The 26149-nt window shown below is 54.7% G+C and carries 30 protein-coding genes; 13 read left to right on the top strand and 17 right to left on the bottom strand.

Annotated elements, in window-relative coordinates:
- Nucleotides 1–95: 95 nt before the first annotated feature.
- The 5 genes from ACPF9B_RS02685 to ACPF9B_RS02705 all read right to left on the bottom strand — a co-directional run bounded on the left by ACPF9B_RS02685 (nt 96) and on the right by ACPF9B_RS02705 (nt 5357).
- Entirely contained in the window at nt 96–425 is a 330-nt protein-coding gene (locus ACPF9B_RS02685) for a hypothetical protein (protein ID WP_424179049.1), read from the bottom strand.
- Nucleotides 426–449: 24 nt separating this feature from the next.
- Nucleotides 450–2372, bottom strand: a complete 1923-nt coding sequence (locus ACPF9B_RS02690) for a calcium-binding protein (protein WP_424179051.1) — start codon at nt 2370–2372, stop codon at nt 450–452.
- Nucleotides 2369–2779, bottom strand: coding sequence for a hypothetical protein (locus ACPF9B_RS02695; protein WP_424179053.1), 411 nt, complete (start codon nt 2777–2779; stop codon nt 2369–2371). Before ACPF9B_RS02695 ends, ACPF9B_RS02690 begins: the two co-directional genes overlap by 4 nt.
- A gap of 917 nt (nt 2780–3696) precedes the next feature.
- Nucleotides 3697–4050: a DUF6626 family protein gene (locus tag ACPF9B_RS02700; RefSeq protein WP_424179055.1), complete on the bottom strand. Its 354-nt coding sequence runs from the start codon at nt 4048–4050 to the stop codon at nt 3697–3699.
- Nucleotides 4051–4532: 482 nt separating this feature from the next.
- Nucleotides 4533–5357 carry a hypothetical protein gene (locus ACPF9B_RS02705; protein WP_424179057.1) on the bottom strand — a complete coding sequence of 275 codons (825 nt, stop codon included), beginning with the start codon at nt 5355–5357 and terminating at the stop codon, nt 4533–4535.
- A gap of 119 nt (nt 5358–5476) precedes the next feature.
- Between ACPF9B_RS02705 and ACPF9B_RS02710 the strand changes: the two genes are divergently transcribed.
- The 9 genes from ACPF9B_RS02710 (at nt 5477) to ACPF9B_RS02750 (ending at nt 10591) form a co-directional block, all read left to right on the top strand.
- A complete protein-coding gene (locus tag ACPF9B_RS02710; RefSeq protein ID WP_424179059.1) occupies nt 5477–6265 on the top strand; it encodes a hypothetical protein in 789 nt (262 codons plus the stop codon).
- Nucleotides 6266–6332: 67 nt separating this feature from the next.
- Nucleotides 6333–7031 carry an ATP-binding protein gene (locus ACPF9B_RS02715; RefSeq protein WP_424179061.1) on the top strand — a complete coding sequence of 233 codons (699 nt, stop codon included), beginning with the start codon at nt 6333–6335 and terminating at the stop codon, nt 7029–7031.
- Nucleotides 7028–7261: a hypothetical protein gene (locus ACPF9B_RS02720; RefSeq protein ID WP_424179063.1), complete on the top strand. Its 234-nt coding sequence runs from the start codon at nt 7028–7030 to the stop codon at nt 7259–7261. Before ACPF9B_RS02715 ends, ACPF9B_RS02720 begins: the two co-directional genes overlap by 4 nt.
- On the top strand, nt 7254–7553 hold the full coding sequence (locus ACPF9B_RS02725) for a hypothetical protein (protein ID WP_424179065.1): 300 nt from the start codon (nt 7254–7256) through the stop codon (nt 7551–7553). Before ACPF9B_RS02720 ends, ACPF9B_RS02725 begins: the two co-directional genes overlap by 8 nt.
- Nucleotides 7550–8287: a hypothetical protein gene (locus ACPF9B_RS02730; RefSeq protein ID WP_424179067.1), complete on the top strand. Its 738-nt coding sequence runs from the start codon at nt 7550–7552 to the stop codon at nt 8285–8287. Before ACPF9B_RS02725 ends, ACPF9B_RS02730 begins: the two co-directional genes overlap by 4 nt.
- Before the next feature lie 72 nt (nt 8288–8359).
- On the top strand, nt 8360–8977 hold the full coding sequence (locus ACPF9B_RS02735; RefSeq protein WP_424179069.1) for a hypothetical protein: 618 nt from the start codon (nt 8360–8362) through the stop codon (nt 8975–8977).
- A 461-nt stretch (nt 8978–9438) separates the two neighbouring features.
- Nucleotides 9439–9897, top strand: coding sequence for a DUF6641 family protein (locus ACPF9B_RS02740; RefSeq protein ID WP_424179071.1), 459 nt, complete (start codon nt 9439–9441; stop codon nt 9895–9897).
- The gene (locus ACPF9B_RS02745) at nt 9890–10216 is read left to right on the top strand and encodes a DUF3768 domain-containing protein (protein ID WP_424179073.1); all 327 of its coding nucleotides are present in this window, start codon (nt 9890–9892) and stop codon (nt 10214–10216) included. Before ACPF9B_RS02740 ends, ACPF9B_RS02745 begins: the two co-directional genes overlap by 8 nt.
- 39 nt (nt 10217–10255) lie before the next feature.
- Nucleotides 10256–10591, top strand: a complete 336-nt coding sequence (locus ACPF9B_RS02750; RefSeq protein ID WP_424179075.1) for a hypothetical protein — start codon at nt 10256–10258, stop codon at nt 10589–10591.
- 62 nt (nt 10592–10653) lie between these two features.
- On the opposite strand, the gene ACPF9B_RS02755 is transcribed toward ACPF9B_RS02750, so the two are convergent.
- The 5 genes from ACPF9B_RS02755 to ACPF9B_RS02775 form a co-directional block, all read right to left on the bottom strand.
- Nucleotides 10654–11652, bottom strand: a complete 999-nt coding sequence (locus ACPF9B_RS02755) for a tyrosine-type recombinase/integrase (RefSeq protein WP_424179077.1) — start codon at nt 11650–11652, stop codon at nt 10654–10656.
- A 305-nt stretch (nt 11653–11957) separates the two neighbouring features.
- On the bottom strand, nt 11958–12269 hold the full coding sequence (locus tag ACPF9B_RS02760) for an H-NS family nucleoid-associated regulatory protein (protein ID WP_424179079.1): 312 nt from the start codon (nt 12267–12269) through the stop codon (nt 11958–11960).
- Nucleotides 12179–13441 carry an MFS transporter gene (locus ACPF9B_RS02765; protein ID WP_424179081.1) on the bottom strand — a complete coding sequence of 421 codons (1263 nt, stop codon included), beginning with the start codon at nt 13439–13441 and terminating at the stop codon, nt 12179–12181. The genes ACPF9B_RS02760 and ACPF9B_RS02765 overlap by 91 nt, the downstream gene beginning before the upstream one ends.
- Nucleotides 13442–14056: 615 nt before the next feature.
- Nucleotides 14057–14566, bottom strand: coding sequence for a CIA30 family protein (locus ACPF9B_RS02770; RefSeq protein WP_424179083.1), 510 nt, complete (start codon nt 14564–14566; stop codon nt 14057–14059).
- Nucleotides 14567–15016: 450 nt separating this feature from the next.
- Complete coding sequence (locus ACPF9B_RS02775) at nt 15017–15343, bottom strand: H-NS family nucleoid-associated regulatory protein (RefSeq protein WP_424179085.1); 327 nt, start codon at nt 15341–15343, stop codon at nt 15017–15019.
- A 360-nt stretch (nt 15344–15703) separates the two neighbouring features.
- Here ACPF9B_RS02775 and ACPF9B_RS02780 point away from each other — a divergent pair, with 360 nt between their 5' ends.
- Entirely contained in the window at nt 15704–16270 is a 567-nt protein-coding gene (locus ACPF9B_RS02780) for a tyrosine-type recombinase/integrase (RefSeq protein WP_424179087.1), read from the top strand.
- Between the two features lie 156 nt (nt 16271–16426).
- Here ACPF9B_RS02780 and ACPF9B_RS02785 read toward each other — a convergent pair whose 3' ends face one another.
- Nucleotides 16427–17425, bottom strand: a complete 999-nt coding sequence (locus ACPF9B_RS02785; RefSeq protein WP_424179089.1) for an AraC family transcriptional regulator ligand-binding domain-containing protein — start codon at nt 17423–17425, stop codon at nt 16427–16429.
- A gap of 209 nt (nt 17426–17634) precedes the next feature.
- Here ACPF9B_RS02785 and ACPF9B_RS02790 point away from each other — a divergent pair, with 209 nt between their 5' ends.
- Nucleotides 17635–18444: an alpha/beta fold hydrolase gene (locus ACPF9B_RS02790; RefSeq protein WP_424179091.1), complete on the top strand. Its 810-nt coding sequence runs from the start codon at nt 17635–17637 to the stop codon at nt 18442–18444.
- Nucleotides 18445–18585: 141 nt separating this feature from the next.
- Complete coding sequence (locus tag ACPF9B_RS02795; protein ID WP_424179093.1) at nt 18586–18909, top strand: hypothetical protein; 324 nt, start codon at nt 18586–18588, stop codon at nt 18907–18909.
- A gap of 141 nt (nt 18910–19050) precedes the next feature.
- Here ACPF9B_RS02795 and ACPF9B_RS02800 read toward each other — a convergent pair whose 3' ends face one another.
- The 3 genes from ACPF9B_RS02800 to ACPF9B_RS02810 all read right to left on the bottom strand — a co-directional run bounded on the left by ACPF9B_RS02800 (nt 19051) and on the right by ACPF9B_RS02810 (nt 23300).
- On the bottom strand, nt 19051–20298 hold the full coding sequence (locus tag ACPF9B_RS02800) for a site-specific integrase (protein ID WP_424179095.1): 1248 nt from the start codon (nt 20296–20298) through the stop codon (nt 19051–19053).
- Between the two features lie 296 nt (nt 20299–20594).
- A complete protein-coding gene (locus ACPF9B_RS02805; RefSeq protein ID WP_424179097.1) occupies nt 20595–22838 on the bottom strand; it encodes a xanthine dehydrogenase family protein molybdopterin-binding subunit in 2244 nt (747 codons plus the stop codon).
- A 3-nt stretch (nt 22839–22841) separates the two neighbouring features.
- Nucleotides 22842–23300, bottom strand: a complete 459-nt coding sequence (locus tag ACPF9B_RS02810; RefSeq protein ID WP_424179099.1) for a (2Fe-2S)-binding protein — start codon at nt 23298–23300, stop codon at nt 22842–22844.
- 184 nt (nt 23301–23484) lie between these two features.
- On the opposite strand from ACPF9B_RS02810, the gene ACPF9B_RS02815 reads away from it, so the two are divergent.
- Entirely contained in the window at nt 23485–24510 is a 1026-nt protein-coding gene (locus tag ACPF9B_RS02815) for a helix-turn-helix domain-containing protein (protein WP_424179101.1), read from the top strand.
- 11 nt (nt 24511–24521) lie between these two features.
- On the opposite strand, the gene ACPF9B_RS02820 is transcribed toward ACPF9B_RS02815, so the two are convergent.
- Genes ACPF9B_RS02820 through ACPF9B_RS02830 form a run of 3 tightly spaced genes read right to left on the bottom strand, consistent with a single transcriptional unit; the run spans nt 24522 to nt 26121 of the window.
- Nucleotides 24522–25034 (bottom strand): hypothetical protein, encoded by a 513-nt coding sequence (locus ACPF9B_RS02820; RefSeq protein WP_424179103.1) that lies wholly within the window; start codon nt 25032–25034, stop codon nt 24522–24524.
- Nucleotides 25035–25052: 18 nt separating this feature from the next.
- The gene (locus ACPF9B_RS02825; protein ID WP_424179105.1) at nt 25053–25571 is read right to left on the bottom strand and encodes a hypothetical protein; all 519 of its coding nucleotides are present in this window, start codon (nt 25569–25571) and stop codon (nt 25053–25055) included.
- 55 nt (nt 25572–25626) lie between these two features.
- Complete coding sequence (locus ACPF9B_RS02830; RefSeq protein WP_424179107.1) at nt 25627–26121, bottom strand: hypothetical protein; 495 nt, start codon at nt 26119–26121, stop codon at nt 25627–25629.
- Nucleotides 26122–26149: the final 28 nt, after the last annotated feature.

A 26149-nucleotide genomic window follows, 5' to 3' on the forward strand; every position in this document is an offset into this window, starting at 1 on the left:
AAGAGCTTTTGCGGGGTAGTCCTTATACGTCATGAACATGTACCTTCCATCCAGCATACGAAGGTTTAACCATGTTCTGTAAGTTTACGCAGGGTTTAGCAGACTTCTGCGTAACCAAGGCTGAACTGCGGGCGGTCATTAATAAAATCATAAGTCAGCGTCGTAGCTATATCGGCGTTGAAAAGATAACCCACTCCTGCATCTAGGCCGAAATATCCACCGTTATCGAAGAAGTATGATACGCCTGCGGCACCCACGACTGACTCCGCTTTATCGTTCGAAAGCAACTTAAGCGACACACCGGTAGATACAGGAGCATCACCACCAAAGTTGAACGAAAGTCCAAACATAACAGCGGGGTCAGCCATTGCTTGAGATGTTAGGAGTACCGACACGAGCGCTGTAGTCGACTTGAGGTTTTTCATTTCGAAACCTTTTTTCTATATTATTCAAAAACTTAACCGCTGTCTGGCGGTGTTAGTTTTGGTGTTGAGGCTGTTTGGATAGGCGATGAAGTCAATCGATGCTGCAACCTCAGAAAGAGTGAGGGTGCCAACTACGTCAACTTCAAGCAGCTTCTCATAAGTTTCATCTGCACCATCGAAGCCGTCACCGCCTACGATAGTGATGATACCCACTTCGTAAGCGTTATCAGTCGTGTTGAGCCAAGCAATAACCAGCTCGTCACCATCAGCAAACGCAGCATTACCAACTTCAGTAATTGCTGCACCAGCCACTGCAGTTTGCAGCGCACCGATGTTTGCATAGCCAGTTGCCAAGTTTGTTACGTCAGCATTGATAGCAATGACATTTGCATCTGTCGTAGCCAATTCCGCCTTGCCGCCTGCGATGTTAACCGTTGATACGACACCTGTAGCCGCACCGGCAAACGCATCACCGTCCGAGTCATGCAGTGTACCAAACTCACCGGCAGCAGTTGCCTGAATGGCAATGTTGTCAGTTGAGGTGAAGTCCAAAATGTTATCGGCGGTAGCTTTAACGTTGGCAACGTTGACAAGGGTAAACGTATCCGCACCCAGTCCACCAGTCAGCGTATCCGCACCTGCACCACCTGTTATTGTATCGGCGAACGTAGTACCGGTAATGGTGCTTGTCGTAACACCACTTGCATCGATGTTTAGGCCGGCCAAATTGCTGACAAGGTTCACAGAGGTCAGGTCAACTATGAGCCCTGCAACGGTGATTTCCGCTGCTTCAAATTCGTCGTGGCTACCAATAACATTTGGCGCAAAATTTTGCGCTATGCGCAGCGTATCAGTGCCGGTTCCTCCCATCACGACGACTGCGTCGTTATCATCTGCAATGACAATATCATCGCCAGCTCCGGCCCTGATGTAATCAGACCCAGCACCACCATCAATTATGTCATTGCCGTCACCGCCGAGTATATGGTCGTTGCCACCGCCCGTGGAGATCGTATCGTTTCCTTGCCCTCCGATCACAAAGTCAACGCGGATCCCCTCGCCGGTACTGTCGAGGGGATCATTACCATTCGTGCCAATCGTGAACGTTTGGGATGTTGCAGCGCTAGTCTGACCGTTGGCGCGGGCAATGAGAGTGCCAGTGGTGATAGCAGCCTGTTGGGTTAAAGTCGTCGCAATGCCTCCAACAAGGTTACCTAATACACCACCGCCCGTCACCTCTAAGGTTGCATCAATGTCTGATTGGACTGTAATTTCTGAGGTGGCAATTATAGTTAATACGGGTGCAGGACCCGCAGGCGTTTCCGGTGTGGGGGTTGGAGCCGTGTATCCATTATGTGTTAACTGCTGCGTAACACCAGCCCATGTGTCAAGCGACAGGCCTGGGTTGGCTTGCCCATTCTCAATTGCGATGGCGGCAGCCTTGACCTGCGCATATAAATCGGAGGGTAGTCCGAAGACCGCCCGCGCTTCTGTCGACGTCAGGTTGCCGACTGCAAGGATCCGTTGATTCACAATGTCGATGGCGCTGGCCATCTCTTCTCGCATGGCATCAAAAACAGAAGTGGAATGGCCTGCCGCTTTAAGACCCGCCCGGTATGCGGTCAAAACCGCCCCAATGGTCGCATCCCCCCACAGATCCATCTGGGTGTTGGGGTTTTGGGCGACGTGCTGCACAAGGACCGTGTTCAAGGCGCTAGACGCGATATCAAAGGCTGGACGTGCGTCAAGTCCTGCCCCCTGACCAAGGCCGGTTAATGCGCGGGTGATATTGGCAAGTTGCTGGGCCACATGTTCGGCATCCCGGGCAGCTGTAGTGCTGATATTAGCTGCACCAAACGGATTGTAGCTTAATAGGTCGACTGACAGCCCTAAGGCCTGACGTAGATCGCTCTCGGACAACGCAGTCTGAGTAAGAACCGTGGTCATCGGCGACATGACTGTCGCGCAGCCGGTGCTGCCGCAAAGTGACCCGCAATAACACGCCCTGATGCTGCATCTATAGTTGTCGAGGTAACCTCGCCATGCAGCGTTTGACCTGCAGGCCCTTGCAGGCTGAAGGCACCGTCAGTGCCTGAAATGGCAACGGCCTCACCAGCATCATAGATGCCATTCAAGTTGCCATCGATGAACACGCGAAAATCATCAAGCGGCCCTTTGATAGCAAAGCCGCTTACCGTAGTCGTTGAAGCCTCCGTAGAACTTTCTGAGTTGCGGCATGCGCCAAGTCCCAACGCTGTAGCCATCACGACTGACCCGTTAATGACTTTCTGTTTTTGTAAAGCATATTTGGGATTTGAAGGATTTTGCCTGCGAGTTGGACGGTGATATTCCATTGGAGCTCCAAAATTTTCCAATGGGTAACAATGAAAAAATAATGAAGGTTACAAAGGTAACAAGGCATTGCTGCCATGGTTCCCTATGACAGCAGCAGAAAAATGTGCGCCGCAATGATCGCTGCCGACCCCACATGGTCAACACTTCTTAGGCCTTCGTACGGGACGGGAAGGTGGCTATGAGATTGTTTATGACTGCGGTCTACAGCGCAGACGGTTCGTTTTGCTTATCAAAACGGCACAGGTTGATGCTCGCTATTTTTGTATGCAACTTGAGGATGCAATCCAAACTGTTGATGTACTAACGACGCTCTCTCCTGCTCTGCGCAACGCCGCGATTGAGTTTGAGACCGACTACGATTGATCCCCGCACATTCCCTTTTCTCTAGGTACACGTAGATTCTTTACGGTATTTGCACTAGGCTTGTCATCCACTCCGTCAACCATCACAGCAGGTGCAAAGGGTTTGGGCATTACCGTGCAGTTGCTGCGTATTTTCCCATGTACAGCGTCAACGGGGGCGCACTGCTACACTGAGCGCGTCCTGCATCGACTCCGTGCTGTAGCCGGCGCACAGCGCATGTGTGACCCCATACTGCGTTTAGCTGAGGTTGTCGGGCTTGGGTTCGTTGAAGGGCAGGGGCTTTGACTTGCGTCGCCTGCGGGCTTTATTGTCGGGATGCAGGTGTTGTTCCTGCTTTGACATCGACTGTGTATTCCCACGAGAGGGCAAACGCAGTGGTACCACAGTGATTTCCGCAATGCGCATTATAGCCTTCCTGTGGCGCTGGATAGTGTTGCGAAAAGACCACCTCGAAACTGTAAGTACTTCACCTGAAAATTCCGCAGCGCAGGATTTTTACCGGCAAAAGGGATTTCGGGGCAAATCGCGCTGCACGCCGTTTTGCACAAGTAGCTCATACTGCCATCCGGTCAGGCGCGCGCCATACAGCCTCAGCGTGACGCGCAATCGCATCATCACAAAGCGTCTTGAGACGATCAAACTGCGCAGCCATGGCAGCATGTTCAGACAGACCGCTGGCACGCAGTCGCTGCGCATAATGTCCAAGCTTGTGCGCACAGATTGTGAGCGTCTCTATGCTGGGTCCAGTCCCATGATTGCGCAGCGTGCGGATGTACCCCTCACTGCGCCCCAGCCAAGATCGGCAGAACTCTGGTGTGTTGGACGCAGCTCCTGAACTAATTAGTTCACTTCGTATGTGTTCAAGTAGTTTTACGCTCATCGTATCTCCTAAATATCTCATGTTCATAACTATTTAGCAGATATTTGGTTGCTCAACCCAACTAACCGGCGTTAGCATTAAGGCACAGGCGAAAGCCGATACCCAGCCACGGCCTCAACATGCGTCTGTGCGCTACGTGCAAGCACTGGATGGATCAGAGAACTGCGAACCCAACACGCGTGTAGGTCAGCACCGCAAGCGCAAGCAGGCGTGGCGAATGTGTTGGTGGACGACACGATCACCACGACATACTGGCAATGCCTGCTTTGACCAGCTGTGGTTCAGTCATAGGGTTTAAACACAGCAAATGCGTTGACAGGTTTAGCACAGCGAAGTGGTTTACTTTAAAAAAACACAGTAAACGCGTTTACTGTGTTTAAACCAGTAAACTTTTTTAGGCAGTTAGTTAAAGATCGATGCGCAAGCGGCTGAAATACGTGCAGTAAACACTTATTTCTGACTGTTTGGTTAATATACTTAAGGTAGAAAATATAGCAATTCTGATATGCTCAAGGATTATTAACCTTACATGCAGTCCGTCTACTGGTGCGTACTGGAAACTCACCCCTGCTGACCCCGTCGATCAGTTCGCGCGCGCAGCGCAGGTCATGTTGCACGGCCTTGCGTTTGGCGCGCCTCAGTTCGATATCAATGTCCCCCGTCGAATGACCCAGCCGCTGCATGTAGCTGCGTGAGATGCCATTGGCTTGCTCGGCGGCATGAAGGCCGACGCGATCAGCGATCTCTTCGTCCTTCATTTCGGGATAACGCCGACGCCATTTGTACACGGCAATGTGGCGATGCAGATTTACCAGCACAGGGCGGCGTGCGACGGGATAGACGGCTGCTGATCGGTGAAGGGCCACCCGCTCTGGAAACAGCAACTGCATGTGCAGTTCTTTCAAACTACGTTCCACGGCCTCTGCGCCCAAGGATACGTCAATCTGTACCTGCACAATTTCGGCACCAGCGCCAAAACAATGGTTATCACTGGCAAATGCCACTGCTGATGGTTCGGTGAACAGATGATCATGGTTTGTCCACCACGACCGAAACGTTTGACCGTAAATATTGCCGAAATCCCGAAATAGCTTTGCGCAGGAACCAACACCACTATTCGCACAGGTTTTACGATAGTCTTGGCTATGCCGCAGATAGAGCCACCAATAGTAATAGACTGAACATTTCCATGCCGGTGCGCCGCGATATGGCGGGGTTGGTCCTTTTTGCGCCCTTGCGATGGAGTGGAATTGAGGCGCAGCGTGTCTGAAGGTCGGCGCGGAACGTGACCTGCTTTTGTGGCGTAAGCCACCTGACTCAACGAGTTCCGACATGTTCGTTAGTTAAGACATGGAGCTTGCTTTTGCACAATCTTGAAATTGCATAGTTGATTCTCGACTGTGTGAGGTCTTCTTCTTGATGGCCTATTTCTGCTCAACAGAAAGGACAGACTATGTCTGACACCAATTACAAAGTTCAATTAGAACAGACGCTTGATCAAATCTCAGCCGCGCGTGCTGTCTGGGAAGAAGGAACACTGAAATCATCCAATGATGAGCTTTACGCAATTCTTGAGCGTTGCTTTGAAATTTATAAACAAATGAAGGAAGACACGGCCAAGCGCCGTTCTCTGAATTCATTGCTTACGGATCGTAATATGAAACCCCGGACGAGTACGAGCTTGGGTATAAAAGTGATCCGTTACGTGTTTGGCAAAGAGGGCAATCGCGAACAGGCTTTTGCACGAGTGCTTACTATTGCCTATGACCTCAAGCCTGTAGAGCAAAGTTTGGCCAGCTATATTGAGCAATGCGGCGGCGTGGAAGAAGTGCGTCGTACATCCAAGGTCAAAGACGGCAAGACGATGACTGCGGATGATTATAAGCAAATCGCAGTCATGGGCCTCAACATGGCGCGTATCCCTGTGGCCACCTTCAACCTGCCAGAGTTCATCCAACCCAACAGCGAATATGACGAGGATTACGTGGTGGGACTGATCCGCTGCAATCCTGATGGTACGGGTGATCTGCTGTTTGGCAACAACGACGCCAAGGTGATCGACACAGTGCTGGTCGCATCCGGCAAGTACCTCGACCAAAAAGCGCAGGATGACCAGAAAGGCCTGCAAGTCGCTGATGTGGCTAAGCGTCGTACTGAGGATGTCCGAAGCTTCGCACCCAAGCTCTTTGCATCCATGTCGCCAAAACTGCACATCAACGGCCTCGCTGTACCAGCTGAGTGACGCAACTATAACTGCGGGGCGTGACCAGCCTCGCAGTTTCTCATCACGCATTCCGAAAGGACATCCCATGACATTCGTTGAACGTCACAGGCCGCGGTCTGTGCAGGATCTGGTGTTTGCCGATCCCACTGTGGCTGCCATCATCGACCGCTATGCCTATCGTCGCCCAACAAAGCCGTTGTTGCTTTATGGGGCACCTGGCACTGGCAAATCCGAAGCCCTGAGGCTCATCGCACAAACCCAGTTTGCGCAGGCTGGCTTAGAGATTGAAGATTTTACGCTAAACGGGGCTGAATATGACAAAGCCATCTTCAACAAAATTCTCAATATGGCTCAAATACAAATGTGGCCCCGTGGCACGCCCGCCATCATCGTGATCGATGAAATTGACGAGTTTGAAGACAAGTTGCCTGGCAAGACCCGCACCTTTGTTGAACAGCATAAAAGTGTGCAGTTGTTGGCCAGCACCAACTACATCAAGAAAATCAAGCCAGCCCTGCAGAGCCGTATGCGCTGTGTGGAGGTAAAGAAGCCTAGCAACGCTGACTGGGTGCCGCGTGCCCATGCGATCCTGACTGCTGAGGGTGCAACTGTCAGCCACAACGACGTTCAGCAATTGATGCAGAACTTTACGGGCGATGCGCGTGACTTCATCGATTACCTTGAAGAGCAAGTCGACACGGCCCGCCACTTTAATGGGGCAGGGGGCAGCCAAGTGCGTCGCTCTGCGTCAAGCGCGCCTCATGCAGTAGGAGGTACGCCATGACTGGTTACATCAAAGACATGCACATCGAATTCAAGCTGTTTGAACTTTACGGGCTGCGCGAGGTCATAGCTGCAGCACAGTCGAGAAAAGTGGCTCAGAGTGACTTTGTTGCGCTGGCTGAAACAGTGCTCTCAGAGGGTCAAGCCCGCGCCTTTGCCGCACGCTGGCCTGCGCTCACCCAAGCCGAACAAACCCAAGTCTGCACCATGTTGGAGAAAGATCATGGATAAGAGAACACTGATGCTAGAACTGAAAGGTCTGTCACGGGTCATAGACGCCGATGTGCGCCACTTGATAACTAAACGCAGGGTCATTGCAGAGCTTTCCGATAGCTACGAACCCCAAAATCCATTTTTTAGCCTGCTTGATGATGTTGAGGACACTCTCTCTGAAGCCGTCCAACGAAAAATTTTCGAAAACCTTTCAGTAGAGGAGCGCTCAGCTTTTCTAGCTGATTGGCGCAAAATGCCTCCACATGAGCAGCTCCGTTATTTGGATGATTATATTGGGGCCGCGACATGAAGGATCACATAATTGCACCATTAGAAAAAGCTGGTTGCCCAAGCGCGCCCTCAGAAATCGATGCCTTGCACGGCATCTTAACGGAATGCGGCGTGCATCGTCTTTGGGTTAACCCAGAAATGATGTTGATCGAGAACTATCTAAGGCACCGTCCTGAAGATGAACACATGCAAAAAGCCTTAGGCGTAAAAGTACTCAATTTCTTTTTGCGGCAATTAAAACGATCTGAACCGTTTTGGAACATGACATCGCAAGATGTGCTCCTGTTTTGGTTTCTGCGTTTTGCAGATGGGTTTGATCTCAAGAAAGCTTTGATTAAGTCCTTGGACTCGGAGCGACAGAGTGAGGCGATTAGCGCCGAATATGATGACAGTCATGTGAGATTTGAAGAGGACCATAAGCAGTTTAACAAGATTACAACGCTAATGATGATTGAGGGGTTTCCAACCAACTTCGGCTTATTAACGACCGAAGTAACAATCCGTTTGACACTTCACGAGAGTTTGGTCGCAAAATATGGCTCAGCTCAAGTTCTGCACAAGCTATTAAAAAGCATCAAAACAGCCGAACGCACACAGTTTCAAGGTATGCTTGCGGATAATTCTACTGTGAAAACTGTCAAAGCCAAAACCACCTGTGCGCAGAAATACTTAGACATGTGTTCAATAGATCGGATTAGGCTGATGCGTTATTATGACTTTGTTTGCAGTCAGAATTCCAAAAGTGTGAGTTGAACACTCTGAACGATTATTCAAAAATACCAAGCATCTTCACCCTCGTTGATAAATACACGAGGAGGATCGTGCATGACATTCGCGCAGCGCAGACAGGAACGCACAGCTTTGATAGCCAATCTGTTGGAGCAACAGTGGGACATATTTGGCACGCTCAAGTTTGTGAACGGCAGGAGCATCGGCAGAACCACAGCGCATAAATTGCTGCGCTCATACTGGAACAAAGTGGACCGTGTGTTTTTTGGCCATGCGGCTGAGCGGCAGAACATGCGTGTTCCGCGCTGGTGCTTTGCGCATGAAGGCAGCGATACAGAAAATTTCCACATCCACTTTTTGTTGCAATCGCCTATCGCAGATATGGAGCAGGCCTGCACGGCGCTCAACGCCATCTGGGCACAGCATCACGCGCAAACAGCGCCGCTTGCTAAAAACTGGATCATGCCCGTGATCAGCAGATACGACGCGGTGGATTATTGCACCCGCGAATACTGGCGCATGGGCAGCGCCACATGGTTGGATGAGATCAGCTGGCACAGCACCAATTCGGTGGAAATGGCTAAATACGAACATGACGCTCAGCGACAGCGCATTGAAAGGGCAGCCAACCCATTCTGGCTAAGGCAAGCACAACAGGCATTACAGGCACAACAGGCAGCGTATGCGGCAGACGACGGAAACCTCGTAGCGTAGCGTGGCTAGGCCCCTGCGCACTGCAACATATCAGACAACTCAAACAGGATGGTGTCGTAGATGAATTTCTTGGCACATCCTTGTTCACGAGCAAATGTTCAAACAACATAAAGTCAAAGACAACAGATGAAAAACATCAATTGAAACACGAAAAATACATAAAAACAGTATATTAAGTGAAGAGGTGCTCAAGTCGTTAAACAACGTTGAATGCAAGATACAGCATCAAGTGAGATTAGAGTTATCATAATGGCTAAGTATTTATGCAGGGGCGATGCGCCACAACACAGCGTCAGCGGGTTATACCGTTAGACGCTTTTTTTATGGGCGTTGCTTCGGTTTACACCGTGCCTTTGGCTGATCAAATCTTTCTGCCAGATGATCCCGTGTTTCCGGTCGTCCACTTCAATCGCTGACTTTATGTTCGCGTTATAGGTGTATAGCAAGGGAGTACTTATACTATGACGCATCTGGCAAAACTGACATTCAAGACAGTGTCAAAAAGCATACCACGTGATCCAGTGATTGCGCGTCGTGACAAGGTTATCGCTGCACTTGAGGAGCAGGCTTTGGTCTTAGCAGCGGCTTTAGAGGGGCAAGACCACATCAAGCTGCGCAGCAAGTGGATGATCAACGATCAGGGCGAACGTGTCTTGGTCCGAACACAGCGGCGCGTGAAGCCGTGGTTCTTTGCTCAAGATGGCGGTTGGTATGTGCAGTGCCGTTATGGGGCACGTGTGATCTCTGTGGATGGGAAAAACAATGCTGTGTTCGTGACTGCGCTCAAGGACGTGGGGCCAGTTCTTGAGGCTTTTGTTGCGGCAGCCACTGCAGGTGAACTTGATACTGTATTGGCCAATGCCACGCTACGGCAACCACGCATCAAGCCCGGCGCAGCGCGAGCCAACGCCGATGGATGACTCGGCGAAAATAGCAGCACTTAATGATCTAGCACGGCAAACCTTCATGGATTGTCGTGTTGTGATCACGCAGGGCATTCAGATGCTTGGCGACGCTACCACTGCGGAAATCTTGTCTGCTGTGCAGTCATTTGACACATTCACAGCGGACAACGACCCATATGGCGAGCATGACTTCGGCAAGATCACACATGCGGGTTATGATGTGTTCTGGCAGTTTAGCTACTACGACTTGGACTTCACCATGCATTCGCCCGATCCAACCGATACAACGGTCACCGCGCGTGTGCTCACCATCATGCTGGCAGAGGAATACTGAGCACTGGTCAACTGAATTTGATCGCGGCATAAATCATGCATGATTGAGTTCCGCACATTGCCTGATGATTGCCCAGACCTGCAGCATTCTCCGTTACTGCGGGCTGCGCTGCTGACTTTGAACTATGCGCGTGAACATGGGCCAATTCCTTTGACCAAGTCTCGTGTGTTGCAGCGCGTGTTCGTTCGTTGGGCCGCTGAACATTTTGCATGGCCAGAACAGGGCATCGACCAGTTGCTGTGCAATCAAAAACTGGTGAACGAACAGGATTTCCTGCCGCTGGAATTGCTGCACTATCTGCTGGTGCGGCTCAGGCTAGGGCGGCAATACAAAGACCAGTTTCGTATAACAAAGCGTGGTTTGGCCCTGGTGTAGTAATTGGACCGCCTATTTGCAGAGATGACCCCGTTCTAGTTAATGCACATAGATCACAGTAGCTATTCTGGTATTGACAGGCCGCCGTTCTTGTCAAAAGCCTCGGACACCTTTGCTGCCGCTGACTGAGAGGCGAGGATACGTCGCCCATACCGTGCAGGCATTTCTGGCGAGCTCCACCGGCCTGCGACCATGATCGATGACAGGTCACAGCCAAGACGAAACGCATCATGTACGCCACCCACTCTCGTACTGTGCGCTGAGACCTCTGGTCGACCAACGCAGCGCTTCATGATGCGAGAGACTGTCGCAGGATCCATGGGCACGATTTTACCCCCACGCTGCGACTTTGTTAGGATTGGATCGTCCGCTTTTCTGCCAGCCAACTCGATCCATTTCACGACTGCCTGAGAGCCTTTTGCTGACAAAAATGCATATGATCCTTCTCCATTTTGATCAGTCTTGGACCGGGCTACAAACATCAGGCTGCTGCCATCATCTTGACGTTGCAAATCACGGACCTTGAACGCGACCAGCTCCGATGCTCGGCACCACGTATCCGTAGCCAGCCACAACAGTGCTTTGTCCCGAATGTCGCGCCGTTCATCACCTAGCCTACCAATGACTTCGAGTACTTCGCGCTTACCAAGTGGCGGGGCTTGCCTTTGCGCACTGCCATAGCGCCTCTTCACGCCTTTCAAAGCAAGTTCAACAAGACGGTGATGCGTTGGTGACGGCAAAAACTGCGAGCGATGCAGCTCAGCGATCCCCCATAGCCTGGTTTCAATCGTATTTGCAGCAAGCTTACCGCCCATGTCGTCAACCCACGCGGCAACTGTTGCCGGTTCAATCGGGGGTATCGCGTTATGACCGTTGTTGCAGCACCATTCGCTGAATGTGCGCACTATCAATCGGTAGTTTCTCAAGGTCTCCGGGGCAAACGCTGCTTCTGATCGTCTTCGATACTCATCGATGAGGTCTTTTCGCTTTTCTGACGGTATATTTGAAAGCCTGCTGAGCAACTCCGTGCGTTCGATATCGCGATCAAATGCCTGTTTCATCCATAACCCCTTCAGTGTTCCCGTGCCGTTAACACTACCTTAACAACTTGGGCCTAATGTGGAGTCAGTATTGGGGGGTAAGCAATGAGCGTGGGCCAGGAAGAACAGCTAATCATTCGAATGGAAGCTGCTTTATTGGAATATGTTGAAAGGTATGGATTGACAGAACAGGCGCGGATATTGCTGACTTCCGCGCCAGTCTATCATGCCTCCAAAGGTACAATGAGCGCATCGACCAACCTAGTAGAGACGACCGATTTGATATGAATATCGGTGATGTCTATCGGCAGGTGGCCGCAACGATTTTAGTTTGCTGCTCCAGCAACAGCCAAATCTTCGGGTGTCTTGCCTGATGCCAGTGCTTCATGAAACCACTGTGGCTTTCGCCCCCGACCAGACCACGTGAGGCTTGAATTCTCAGGGTGCTGATATTTAGGTGCAACGTACGTGCGGCGTGTCTTTTTGTTTGTGCTGATCAGCTTAGTAAAGGAAACGCACAAAGCTGTGCGGGACTGAACGCCGCGGCTCAGGCCGGCCTGACAGCGAAAGGCATCGGCTTCTCTCGCACTGGGAGATGTAGGATAGCGCTCAACGCGCCCACGCCCACACCGATCCACCAGACCAGCGTGTAATCCCCGGTCAAATCATACATCTTGCCGCCCAGCCAGACGCCCATAAAACTGCCCAATTGATGGCTGAAAAACACGATCCCATAGAGCGTGCCCATGTAGCGCAAGCCGTAGATATGCGCGATCAACCCCGAGGTCAGCGGCACTGTCGCTAGCCACAGCGCGCCCATCGCCACCGAAAACAGCAGCACGGTCGCGGGCGTGATCGGTGTCAGGATAAAGGCCGCCGCCACCAGGGTGCGCCCGGCATAGATCCCCGCCAGCAGGTATTTTTTGGTATAGCGCTTGCCCGCCCAACCCGCCGCCAGAGTGCCCGCGATATTGGTCAGACCGATCAGCGAAATCGCCACCGCCCCCAGCGCCGAGGTGGTGGTGATCCCCATACTGTGCAGGATATCGCCTGGCATGATCGGCCCGCATATCTCGGTCACAAAGGCCGGAAAATGCGCAGTGAGGAAGCCCAGTTGATAGCCGCAACTGAAGAAACCAAGGAAGATTAGCGTATAGGACGGATCGCGAAACGCCTTGGTCAAAATCGCCCCCATGCTTTCCGCAAGCTCGGTCCGGCTGGCAGGCGGCACAGGCGCGCGCATCAGCGGCAAGAATACCAGCATCACAAGAATGGCGGCGGCAAACACCAGAAACACGCTTTGCCAAGGCATCATCGTCAAAAGCCACTCAGCCAGCGGCGCGCCGAACACCTGCCCTGCCGATCCCGCAGCCGTGGCAATGGCCAGGCTCATCGACCGGTTTTCATCGCTGGAAGCGCGCCCCACGACAGCGAGGATCACGCCAAAGCCGGTGCCCGCGACACCAAAGCCCACAAGAATCTCATAAAATTGGTGTTCGGTCGGCGTCACGGCAATAGACGACAGCACCAACCCCGCCGCATAGACTAGCGCGCCAAGGATGATCGCTCTCCGGCTGCCCAACTTATCCGCCATTGCGCCAAAGATCGGTTGTCCGATCCCCCAGGCCAGATTTTGGATTGCAATCGCCAGACTGAACTCGGCCCTGAGCCAGCCGAATTCCTCAGCAATCGGGATTTGAAACACCCCAAAACTGGCGCGCACAGCGAAAGAAATCATGATGATGATACACCCCACGATTAGCACAGGCGTGAAAATCGAGGTGGGTTTCGCAGGTGCGGCGCTTTGCATGCTGACAATCCTGATATGACGTGGCGACCCTAAGCTATCAAAAAGCCGCGTCAATTGACGAAATATGATCCACTTTCGCCCGGTTTGGGCGTGGATCGCGGTGGTGTTACCCGCGATGACACTTACAATCAGCGGCTGGTGCTCACGAACTTCCTGGCTGAGAAATACTGAGGGCTCAAGTTGCCTGCACAGTGGCGCATGCGTCCAAAGACAGTGAGAAGTATCTTATTATGGTTATTTGGTACAAAAACGGCACAAGCAATCCGTTGGAACTGACTGTCACCGCGCGTGTGCTCACCATCATGCTGGCAGAGGAGAACTGAGCACTGCTTGCTTACATCGCTGCGAATGCGTCGAAAGAAAATGATCTGTATCTTATCCTCATTTTGAGCATGACAATGTTGCAACTAATCTGAAACCGCCCGAGGATGTTTATTGCCCCGGATCATCCAGATGGGTGAATGTTAACTCCCTCTGTTACCATCGGCAGGGGGAGTTTTCTTTGAAGTAATTCAAAAGTTGGCGGTAACGCGGAACTGACGTTAAACGCAATTGGGCGTTGTCACAGTCCGAATCCAACACCCTCAGCCGTCACCGCTCTTGGTCAAGCACGGGTCAGTAAAACTCGATTTTCTGAACGTCGATCAAGGCATCATGGTCACGACCGTATGCAACAACAGCCAGTGATGTGAGGCCGCTTACGCGTGGCACACCGCGCAAAAACGCACCAGACGGTGTGAAGGCAGCCATTGGCAGTCGTACCTCGCTCCAGTTTTCTGTGACGCTAAATTTTGCCTGGTAATACTGCCACGGCAGCAAGGTTCCGCTGGTGCGCAGATGGACAAAATAGTCCTGGCTGTTGCCGCGTACCACGATACGAACGCCTGTTGCACTGTCAGGGAGCGGGGTGGTGAGGTCCAGTCGCATCTGAATGAAACCGCCGTTGTTGGCTGTGCTGACGCGGCCAGTCATGCGGGCAAAGGTCTGTCCATTTTCTCGCGCAAAAGCGACGCTGCCAGTTGAGACGCCGCCCATCACTTGATCGGTAAAAAAGCGCCACCGCGTTTCCGGCTGCATTGTGAAATCCTCGACCATCGCACGACCATTAATGGGCTGCTCTGCCATAGCGGGCGCTAGTATTGCACCCAGAAGTGCTGCAGTGAATAGGACAGTGGCGACACGGCGGTTTATCATCGTCATCCCACTAGTTGTCCCAACACAGCATGTCCTGATCACAGTAATTCAATATTTATTTTAAAATCCTGTTTCATCCATAACTCCTTGAGTGTCCCTGTGCCGTTAACACTACCTTAACAAGTTGGGCCCAATGTGGCGTCAGTTATTGGGGGGTAGGTCATGAGCCTGGATCAGCAAGAACAGTTAATGATTCGATTGGAAGCTGCGTTATTGGACTATGTTGAAAGGTATGGATTAACAGAACAGGCACGGACATTGCTGACTTCCGCACCAGTCTACTATGTTTCACAAAGTACCATCAGCGCAATAACGAGCCAAAAGACATCAATGACGGAATATGATTATCGAGAGGGCCAAGGCCAAGTAACCGCAAGACTTTTATCCAGCGTGAATCGCTAAATCTTCGGGTGTCTTACCGGATGCCAGTGCTTGGTTAAACCACTGCGGCTTGCGCCCCCGACCAGACCACGTGACGCTTGAATTCTCAGGGTGCTGATATTTAGGGGCCACGTACGTGCGGCGTGTTTTGTTGGGTGTGCCGATCAGCTCAGCAAGAGAAAAGCCAAATTCTTTTGCCAATGCTTCCACTTTGGCACGGGCTTCAGCTTTGTGCCGATCATCAAATGTCAAAATTGCCTTAGCAATGTCTTTGTGCAGTTGCTTGAGTTCAGCAAGCGACATGCTGTCCAGATTAAAGTCAGACATTTAAAACCTCTTATTGTCAGTATCGGCAGGTTAGTATGTGCTGAATCCACATTGCGCAATCTGTAAACACAAAGAACCGTCCGAAAGGATAGGGGCTCATCGGCTTTCTCACAGTTTACTGATGCAGTTTATATTTTTGTAATCCGTACAGTTGCAGCCATCAAAGCAGCAATAACTGCGCTGTTTATCCTGCGCTGTACTACACAGCTGAAAATCTCACGTAATGTGTATTGTATGAGATTATTGCTTAACCAATTGAAAAGAATTGAGAAAGGTACTGGCCGGAAATCGGTCGACCAACCGAATCCTCAGACTTTATAGTCAAAGCAAGCAAAGCATTAGGTTTTTGGGGGATTTTGGATGCGGCAAGCACAGACATTAAACGAAGCGCAGCTGCGCCGAGTATTACACTATACAGGCAGCAGGCGTCATCCGGTTCGCGACAGGACAATCATCATGGTCAGCTTCTATGCAGGTCTACGCGCCAAGGAAATTGCTGCGCTCTCTGTGGGCAACGTATTTGATGAAACGGGCGCCGTGCGCGAACAGTTCATCCTGTCAGCAGCACAAAGCAAGGGCGGACAAACGCGCACAGTCTACCTGAACCAGCGCTTGCGGCGCGCGCTCGTGGACTATGGGGACACGATCAAACTGATGGACCCGCAGCAGGCGCTGTTTGCGAGCCAGAAGGGCGGGCATTTCAGCGCAAACACGATGTGCCAGCTGTTCTTAGACATCTACAAAGCTTGTGGGCTTAAAGACGCTTCAAGCCATTCGGGGCGGAGAACTTATATCACACGCCTGGCCAACAAAGGGGTAGGGGTGCGGTTGCTGGCAGCTTTGGCGGGGCATGCGCATATTTCGACAACGCAGCGATACATCGATGTAAATTCTGATCAACTCAGTCAGGCGGTAGAGTTGTTGTGACGCAATCGGCCCTAATTGGTCATTCGAGGCCAAGGTCTGCGCTGCAACGCCGCTTTACCAAACCAGCCATTCATGCATGGCGCAGCATTTCCACAGGCATGCCGATCGCAATGCGAAAAAACCGTCATTTGCAGGAGCAGCGGATCACCATCCTCCTTATTTGCCGACCCCATCTGCGGTTTCTCGGACTTCGCTCGGCGATAAACCGGTCCAACGTCGGAAGCTTCGGAAGAAACTGTTCGGATCGCTATAAGCCAGCAGGAAGGAGATTTCCTCATTCGCCAACGCGCTCTTGGTCAGGTATCGCAGCGCAAGGTCTTTGCGCGTTGTATCGAGGATTTGCTGGAACGTCGTGTCCTCGTCGCGCAATCTCCGTTGCAAGGTGCTGCGGCTGACGCTGAGTTCCTGGCATACCGTTACCACGTCAGCTTTGCCCAACGGCAGTTGTGTCAGCAGCGCACTTGAGACCTTGGCGGACATGTTGCTGGTGCGGGATCGCGCGGCAAGTTGTCGTTCGAGATCCTGTTCCATCGCCCCCCACAACTCTTGGGCCTCGGATAGAAATGGTGCCGTTGCATCGGCGTGGGAGAAGCTCAGGGTGGCCTTTTCGCCATATCTCGGCATCACGCCGAGATGCCGGGCGAGTGTGTGTCGCGCATCTTCGTCAGCCCTGAGCGTGGCCGCCACCGGGACCATCGGGCGGGCAGTCATCAGCCGCGCTTTTTCAACGACGAACGCAAGATAGAGCGCCAGCATGGAGGCGGGCAAATCAAGCCCCGGTATGCTGCTGTCGTATTCAACTGTCAGTTCCGCATCATCGCCGAACACGTGCATCCGGGTAGGACCGATAAGCCTCTTGTAGCGGGTGATCCGGCGCAAACCCTTTTCAAGGTCAGGCGCACATTCCAGCGCCAGAAAGACAGGAACGATCGGCCCGCGCGCAATGGCGATGCCCAGTTGGCTCGGCAAGTCATCGCGCCCTGCCAGACAGACCATCGCGTCCCACGCGGCCACGTATTGCATTGCGGTCACTCCAAGAGCTGCCTGCTTGAGATCGAGATCGCCGAGACCGGCCTGGCGGAGCATGTCTGTGGGGTCGATCCCGAGCATACGGCAGGCGTTCAGTCCGAGCGCGAGCGGATATGTTTCCTGCACCGTAGTCTCCCTATCAGTTGGCGGTCCGTTCATAGTTCATTGCGTCAAAACATCCCTGTTGCAAGTTCTGCAAGTCGATTGGGACGAAATGCAAGCGTTTGACCGCATCTGCATGTTCCAGGTCTAAGCGGTCCGGCTTAGCCTGACCTCCAGCGCAACCAATCAGGATCAGAAAAATGAGGTTTGAGACCACGACAATAGACGGCGTCATGATCCGCTTTGCGGCCAGCCGGAATGAAGGCAAGCCGCAGCTCTTGCTGACCTCGCCGCAACCCATGAGCGTACTGACCTACCGCAACTGGTGGGATCAGCTATCCCAAAGCTTTGATGTGGTGGCGGTGGATCTGCCCAATCACGGCGGTTCTGACCCTGCGCGTCATGTCACGACCGTCAGTCAGCACGCGGTGTTTCTGGGCAAGGTTCTGGATCACTTCGGTCTGTCGCACCCGCATGCAGTCGGGCCGGATATCGGCACTCCAACCCTGATGCGGTTCATGGCGGACAACCCGGGCCGGATTAAATCAGCGACCGTGGGCGATGCGGGCGTGGTTGGAAAGGTGGAAGGGTCGTTTCTCCTGCGGGCTCTCGTGTCTTCGCGCCTTGTGCAGTGGGCGACACTCTCTAGCGGTGGTCCCATCGGCGGGCGCATCTACTGCGCCGCCGCTAACAGCGTCGGGTATCGCCTCATCAAACCGTCACGCGAGGTAAAGGCAGACTATCTTGCCGGGTCCACGCGCTTTGCCAAGCTGCGCGGGCAAGTCGGCTTTCTTGGCAGCTATCCAACCGAAACACCGGCGCTTGAGCGTGATGTAACGCGGATCGAAGCCCCGGTGCAGGTCCTTCATGGTGAGTTCGATACATTCGTGTCCGTATCCAATTCGCGGAGGCTGGCGGACCTACTGCCAAACAGCAGGTTCGCTGTCATTCCCGGTGCGGCGCATTATGCGTGGGAGGATAACCCGTCAGACTACCTCGAAAGGGTCTTGGGCTTCATCAAGGAGGTGGAAGCCACCACCTAACCAAACCCGTATTCTTAAACACTCGACCCACCAATCCTTGAAGGAAATAAAACGTGTCGGTTATCCCGCATTATCTATTTGATCGCTGCAACACTTTCTATGCTGGGCGTTGTCGCACACGAATGGCTCGGGGGCCCACAGATGTTGGGGCCGCTTGAAGCATCCGGCCTGCCTCCTGATGTCGTCTGGATGCACCATTTCTCTTGGCACGTCGATACGGTCGCAGTCCTGGCGATTGTCGTCATGTTTATCCTGGCGTCGCGCCACCGGGAGCATGTCGCGCTCGCGATCATCGCATCGGCCATGAGCGCATCATTCGCAGTCATCGGTATCGGTTTGGCCACCTTCGCAAATGCCGCGCTTTGGACCACGCCGGCGCCTTACGTCTGGGGGCCAGTCGCTATTATTGGAGCGTTGGGTGTGCTCCTGCGTGGGACACCTTATCTGCCATCAAACAATCGCTAAGCGGCCAAGACAAGGTTCACCGTTCATCGATTCCGATAGCGGCTGTAACATGTAGCCGCAGCATCATTTGAATGTCAGCTACTACCTTAGTGCCATATTTAGCATGCACATGCAGCGAACGTCCGGAGACCGCCCTTTACATCAATCCTCGTTGCCGTCCACCTGACCCAGCGCACGATATTCGCTTTCTGGCACAAACCGCCGCCCTGTGAACATGTCCTTCTTCATACGCGGGGTCAGGTGGCTGTAGTGCAGCTCGATCATGCCGATAGACGTGCCCATCTGTTTGGCCAGAGCGTGGATTTCCATACCATCGTTTACTAGCGCGAACGTGGCATAGGTGTGCCGCAGACTGTACAGCACGCGGTTCTCGCCGGTCTTGGGACACTTCAACAAGTCAGATGCAGTCAGAAATGCTTTGAAGGTCTGGCGCAGATGCTCAGTGACTGACCCGTCCGGTAGACAGAACACTGGCAGGTCCAGCTTTTGCTTGAGCATTACTTCAAAGGGTATGTGCTTGATGGCGTCTGTGCGTGAATGAATGCGCCGCAGATAGTCGATGGTGCCCGACCGACCGATGGCTTCACGAGGCTTGGTTTTGCCAGCAAGGTAGAATTCCACATAGTCCAGACCGTTTTCTGTGAACACTGTAACGTGCTTCCAGCGCAGGTTTTGATCCTCTGTTCCGGGGCGCATGCCGGTGTTGGCAACGATCAGCACATAGTCGCGCAGCAGCTCGCGCATATCGCGTGACTTGCCGCCTTTGCCCTGCTCAATCCAATAGGGCAGTTTGCGGATCATGGTGCGATAATCGGCCAAACTGAAGTCTGGCCTGCGCTGTGCGCCCTCACCATTGTTGGCTAAGATCGGCACCTTGGCCTGCATGACAAAGCCGCGCGACACTGCTTCGGCATAGACCCTGTTCATGGCCGAGTTGTGCGTGTTTAGCGTACTTGCCTTTGGTTCATGGCCAATTACAGTGACCCGCCACGCATTGAACGCCTGAATCCTGTCGTGGTCGATGCTGGTGATAAAGGTCTTACCAAAGAACGGGATGAAGTAGCGGTGCAGCGCTGTGATGTAATCCTTGAAAACCTTACGCCCTGCGCCCGCATCCAGCTGCCGCTGCATGTCCACAATGGCCAGCCGCGCCACGTCCTCAAAGCGTTTGGTCACAACGGGCAGATCGTGTTTGGCGCGAAACCTGTACTCAAGGTACTGATCACGCGCCGCTGTCTTGGCCTCTTCAAGATCCTGCTTGCCAGTGCTGATGCGCACCCAGTGCTGGTCGATCTTGAACGTTGCCTGCCACAGCCTGCTGTTGCCGCGCTTGTAGACCTTAACAGCGCCGTCCAGCAGCACGTGCGTATCAGGTTTGAGTGCGACCATGCTGCTGTTCCTCCAGCGTTATCGCACACTATGGTTTTGTGTTGGTGTTGTCAGCCAGAAAGATTGTGGGCTTATTTGCGTATTTGGCTGGGCGCGTCATGACGGAACTAGAAATTCCGAGAAGGACGGCGGAAAGCAGTCTTCGAGGCCATCGATGCGGCCGAACTCTCAGGGAGGAAAGCGGCCTGTCGCTGGTCACATTGGTGATGTAGACGCAACCGTGTGAAGTGAAGGTTCAAACGGCAGCTATACGGTTCATTTGGCTAGGCTGATCAAAGGCATGCGCACATGGGCACTCATGCGAACTCTACCGATCTGCTGAACGGCATTTCGCGCAAGCGCTGGCCCGTCGCGGCAAATATGGCATCAGCCAGTGCCGGGGCCGCCGGGGCCGTTGCGGGTTCACCCAATCCGCGGACCTGTTCGGAGCGCTCTAAAAGCCGTGTGTGGAACAGCGGCGTCTGGTGCAGGCGCATCCCTTCAAACGCATGGAAATTGGTCTGCTGTACAGCGTGGTTTTCGTAGGTCAGCTCACAATTCATCGCGTGGCCGAGACCAAAGATGGCTGCGCCGGTAAGCTGGGCCTCGGCGTTGACCGGGTCAAAGACGGTACCGCAATCGGCGGCGATCCAGACCTCGTCGATGCGGATGCCACGGTCTGTCATGGTCACGTCAATGACCTCGGCCACGGGCACGCCATGGGTATGGGCAAAGGCAATGCCCCGCCCGCGTCCCGGCCCTATATCGGCACCGTTCCAGTTCGACATTTCGCCCACAGCCTCCAGAACGCGGCGACTGTCCGCGTCGGCGATCAGACGCAGCCGTTCCTCCAGCGGGTCAGCGCCGGCGGCGTGGATGAGTTCGGACAAGAAGCTTTCGTGAAAGAAGCTGTTGGAGCAGGCCCCGGGCGAACGCCATGAGCCAATCGGCATCATCGGCGGCGCGGCATAGCCTGTCACGCGGTAGTTGGGGATGGCGTAGGGCTGGTCGAAGGCACCCCAGACCAGCAAAGTGTCAGGCCCCGGTGGCACGATGAAGATGCGTCCGAACCATGAGGAGACAAGTGAAGGGCTGATGCTGTCAAGGTCATAGGCCAACACGCGACCATTCCCAACGGCACCCCGGCCAACGGCCAAGTGCAGGGGGCGAGGGAAGTCGTGGGTCATGTCCTCTTCCCGGCTCCATGTCGTCTTGATGGGTGTGCCGGGCATTGTGGCGGCGATCTGGATCGCATGCACTACGTAGTCATGGTCGAGCCTGCGCCCAAAACTTCCGCCAGCGGGCAGAGCGTGAACAGTGACCCGGGATGGATCGACACCAGTCAGCTCCACCGCCGCGTCACGCACCACAGCGGGGATCTGCGTCGCAGTCCAGATCTGCACCCGCTCCGCCTCGACCAGCACGGTGGCGCTAAGGGGTTCCAATGCAGCATGGGCCAGAAACGGCGAACGGTATTCGGCCTCGATCACCGTGGCGTCCGCAAGCGCTGCTTCAACATCACCATCGTCGCGCAAACGGCTGTTGCGGAACGCGTCCGTACGAGCATTAATCAGCGCTTGCCACATTTCGGCGGAACTGGCGGGATATTCAGGGGGCAACCAGTCGACCTCCAGCGCCTGTGCCGCCTGAAACGCGAACCAGGTGTTGTCGGCAATCACTGCGAGCCCCTCGTTCACCTCGACCACCGACCGCACGCCTTGCATCGTAAGAGCGGCATCGGCGTTGTAGCCTGCCATGCCACCGCCGCGCCCAGGGTTGGCGCGCACGGTCGCGTGCAGCATCCCGGGCAGCACTACATCGATGCCGAAGTCCTGTGTTCCAGTGGATTTCGCGACAATATCGAGCCGCTGATAGGGCTTGCCCAAGCGCGTCCACTCGGAGGCAGGGCGAAGTGTCACGTCAGTAACTGGCTTAATAGCTGCTGCCTGTGCCGCAAGATCGGTGTAGGGAATGCCCGTGCCGTCGGGCAGAATGACTTGTCCGTTTTCAGTCCTCAGGTCGGCACGCGGCACACCGGTGCGGAACGCAGCGGCGGCTTTTAGGGTCTCGCGGGCGGTAGCACCCGCCATACGCAGTGTCTCGTGCAAATCCGCAACCGAGGACGAACCGCCGGTGAACTGCGAACTGGTCAGTCGTGCGACATTGCCCATCAACTCGCGCACCGTGCTGGCTACGAAACCGTTCTCCCATGCTGGGAAAGGCAGGCTCTCGGCGGCCACGGTCCCGTTGAAATAAGCCTGATGCGGCTGGCCAGGGTCGAGTGTGGCGGTGGCCGGGTCTATGTCCAACTCCTCGGCGATCAGCATGGCCTGGGTCGAGGCAATGCCTTGGCCCACATCTGCGCGAGGCACGATGAGTGTGATGCCCTGTGGCGTGATCTTGACGAAGGGTGTCAGTGCGGCCTCTCCCTCAGCCAACCCCTCAAGCAGAGGGTTTGGCGTTTGGCGCGTGACGAAATAGGCCCCAAAAGCCACCCCACCGAGAATAGAGGCGGACCCGATTAGGAAACTGCGGCGGGCAATGGTTCTAGCGCGTCCCATAGCTCACACCTCCCGCATTGCGCTGGCGGCAGCGTGGACGGCGGCGCGAATGCGGGGGTAGGTCCCGCAGCGGCACAGATTGCCTGACATCGCAGCGTCTATGTCCTCATCTGTCGGCTGCGGGTTGCGGGCCAGTAGGTCAGCGGCCTGCAGAATCTGGCCAGACTGGCAATAGCCGCATTGCGCCACCTGGTGCTCGATCCATGCCGCCTGGATGGCGTGCAGCGCATCACTCGTGCCCAGCCCCTCGATCGTCGTGATTTCGCCCCAGACATCGGCCAGCGCCACTTGGCAGGACCGCACCGCCTCGCCGCCGATATGTACAGTGCAGGCGCCGCATTGGGCAATGCCACAGCCGTATTTCACGCTGGTGATGTTCAGACCGTCCCGCAGCGCCCAGAGCAGTGGCATGTCGTTTGGCAGGTCGACCGTGTGGCTGGTGCCGTTTATCGTAAGGTCCATGGCATTCTCCGGTCGGCTGGTGGATGAGGCTTGCGTTGCGATGACCCCAATCTAGGCCCGTCGGCGCAACTCAGCGATATGCATATATGGTCAGGCACATGCAGATCGGGTCAGGCGGTATTCATAGGCTGGTCCCGCCCAATCCTCCATGGCATTGATGCAAGGACTTTGAGAGTTCGTGTGCATGGATCATTCACAAACCTATTCCCTCTTCATGGCCACGGAAGTGGCGTGCCGCATCCTTGGCGTCGATCCGCAGGTGATGCTCAAGACCGCTGGCCTTAGCGACCTTACGCCTGGCAGGGCCGAAGTGCGGGTGACGGCGCAGCAGTATTTCGACTGCTGGAACACGATGGAGGTGTTGTCGCCGCGCTCCGATTATGTGCCCCATCTTGGCGTTGCGATTTCACGCGGGCCTGTCATCCCTGTGTTTTTCACACTCTCCTGCGCGCCCGATATGGAAACTGGCCTCAGGCGTTTGGCGCAGTTCAAGTCCTTGCTGGGTCCGACCGTCATGCGGGTGTTCCGGGATGGCGATTTGCTGCGGCTGGAATACGAAAGCGTCGATGCCCGCGTGCCGATGCCACCGAGCCTTGGCGCGCTGCAACTTGTGGTCGCGGTCGAGAATATTCGCGGGGCGACGGCCCATCTGGTCTGCCCGGTTGCGGCGGGCTTCGATGGATCTGAAGAGGAACGGCACATGATCGCCGGGCATCTGGGCATCATGCCTGAGCGGTCACAGGCCACCTATGTTGCCTTTGCACCCGAGGATGCCAAGCGCCGGTTCATTTCTGAGAACGCTGCCCTTTGGGCTGATGTCGAAGCAGACCTGAAGCTCAAGCTGGCCACCCAGAACGACCGCCTTCCTGTCGCCGATCGTGTGCGTGGGGCCTTGGTCGATCTGATGCCCGCAGGACGCACAGGGGCCGAGGATGTGGGCCTAGCCCTTGGGATCAGCCGCAGCACGTTGCAGAGGCGATTGCGCGAAGAAGGCACATCCTATCAGGAGGTATTGGACGCCACGCGGCGCGATCTAGCGATCCGGTATCTCACTAAGACCACCTTGCGAGCCGACGAGATTGCGAATGTCTTAGCCTACCGCGATGCCAACAGCTTTTCGCGCAGCTTCCGCAGGTGGACTGGCCAGGCGCCGGTTGGCTATCGCCAGGCATTGGCGCGCCCGACGACGCGGACGGGAGAGACGGAGTAGGCCCCAAGTCTTCACGGCGCGCGTTGCTCAATCTGCTGCCGTGTGGCTGACCCGGCCTCCGCCCGACGGATTGCCGCCAGAATGGCGTAAACTGGCACGGCGGTGGCGATCACGACGCGCAGGACATGGAGCCCCAGCCATGTCGCCCGGACCTGCGACGCCCGCTCGGCAGTATAGCTGTCCCAGATCAGTAGGATGTTCTGCGGAATGAAGTAGCCCAGCGTGAACACTGTGTTCGCGACATAAAGCCAGATCGCGATCATCCAGGTTCGCCGGATGGGTCGGTCCTGCCAATCGAGCCGCGCTGACAGCACCAGCCCGACCAGCGTGATCATGTTGAGCGGAATGATCGTGAGGCCGAAGTTCACGAACTCGTCCCAGAACCCCGACCGCCAGACCAGCGGATCGGTCCCCAGCCAGCGGATACCGTAGGACAGCAGGATGAGCAGGCCGCCGCCCGCGAAGGCCGCGGAGGCTACGACTGCGATGATGTTGACGATCCTGCGATACTTAGCGTCGGTCATGGGCGCGGTCTCCGGAGGTCAGCGGTTGAGGCAAGCGCGCAAGGCATAGACGGAGATCGCCAGCGTGATCAGAACGCGCGGGATATGGCCCAACAGCCAGACCGCGCGGATGGTTGAGGCGGTGTCCTCGGTAACCGGACCGACAAGCGCGATGGCGGTATAGAAGGACAACGCATCGCCCACGGGCGATCCGATGGCCGCCGCTAGGCGCACGTTCAGCGGCATGTGGTAGAAAACCGTGATCAGCGTCAGCACCAGATAAAGCCACAGCGCCATGCGCCAATTGCGCCGCGCCTCGGGCCGATCACGGTCCAACCGGGCCGACAGGATCAGGCCCACGGGCATCAGCAGGAACAGCGGCATGATCGTGAACAGGAACGTGCTGAACTGCGGGAAGAACTGCGCGACAAAATCGGCGGGCGCGAGGGTCAGCCAATAGACCCCCATCGACAGCCCGATAAAGGCATTGGCCCCGAAAAAGGCCGCAGAGGGTATGATGGCAAGGGCGTTGACACGGGCGCGGTAGATGGGTGTCATTTTCAGTCTCCATGAGTTTCAGAGGTACGGTGAGATGCGGCGCGGGTCTGCATTGTCACCCCACAACCAGCCGGTAGAGAACGAAGACCTCTCCGAGAACCATGGGAACCGACAAAAGCACCTGAAACAGCCAGACGACGCCCATCTTCTTGTCCCAGAACTGTTCCCTGATGAAGAACCGTTGGATGACCGCCATGTCGATCAGGCAGGTGATCACGAAGATCCAGGCCAGCATGCGGATTGCGGTCGCTGAAAACCCTTCGAGGATCGCGAAGGTCAACAGCACCGCCGTTAGCGCAACCGCCAGATCGCCGATCGCGATCTGCACCTTGGCCTTGTGACTGATCGCGTCGTCCAACTGCCCAGGCATGACAACGGTCGCACCTATGAACCGGAACATGTGCAAGACAGCGACCGGGAGGGCGGCCACCGCAAACTCCGCCTGCACGATGCCGGGGAAAAGCCAGCGACACAGAATGATCGTCGTCACCAGACTGATCGATATCTGAACATTCATCACCAAAAGATTGCGGCTTGGGGACAAGGACATTCGCGTAACCTCGGATGTGTCGAAAAGG

It is taken from the genome of Yoonia sp. TsM2_T14_4, assembly GCF_049602355.1.
Classification (GTDB): Bacteria; Pseudomonadota; Alphaproteobacteria; order Rhodobacterales; family Rhodobacteraceae; genus Yoonia; species Yoonia vestfoldensis_A.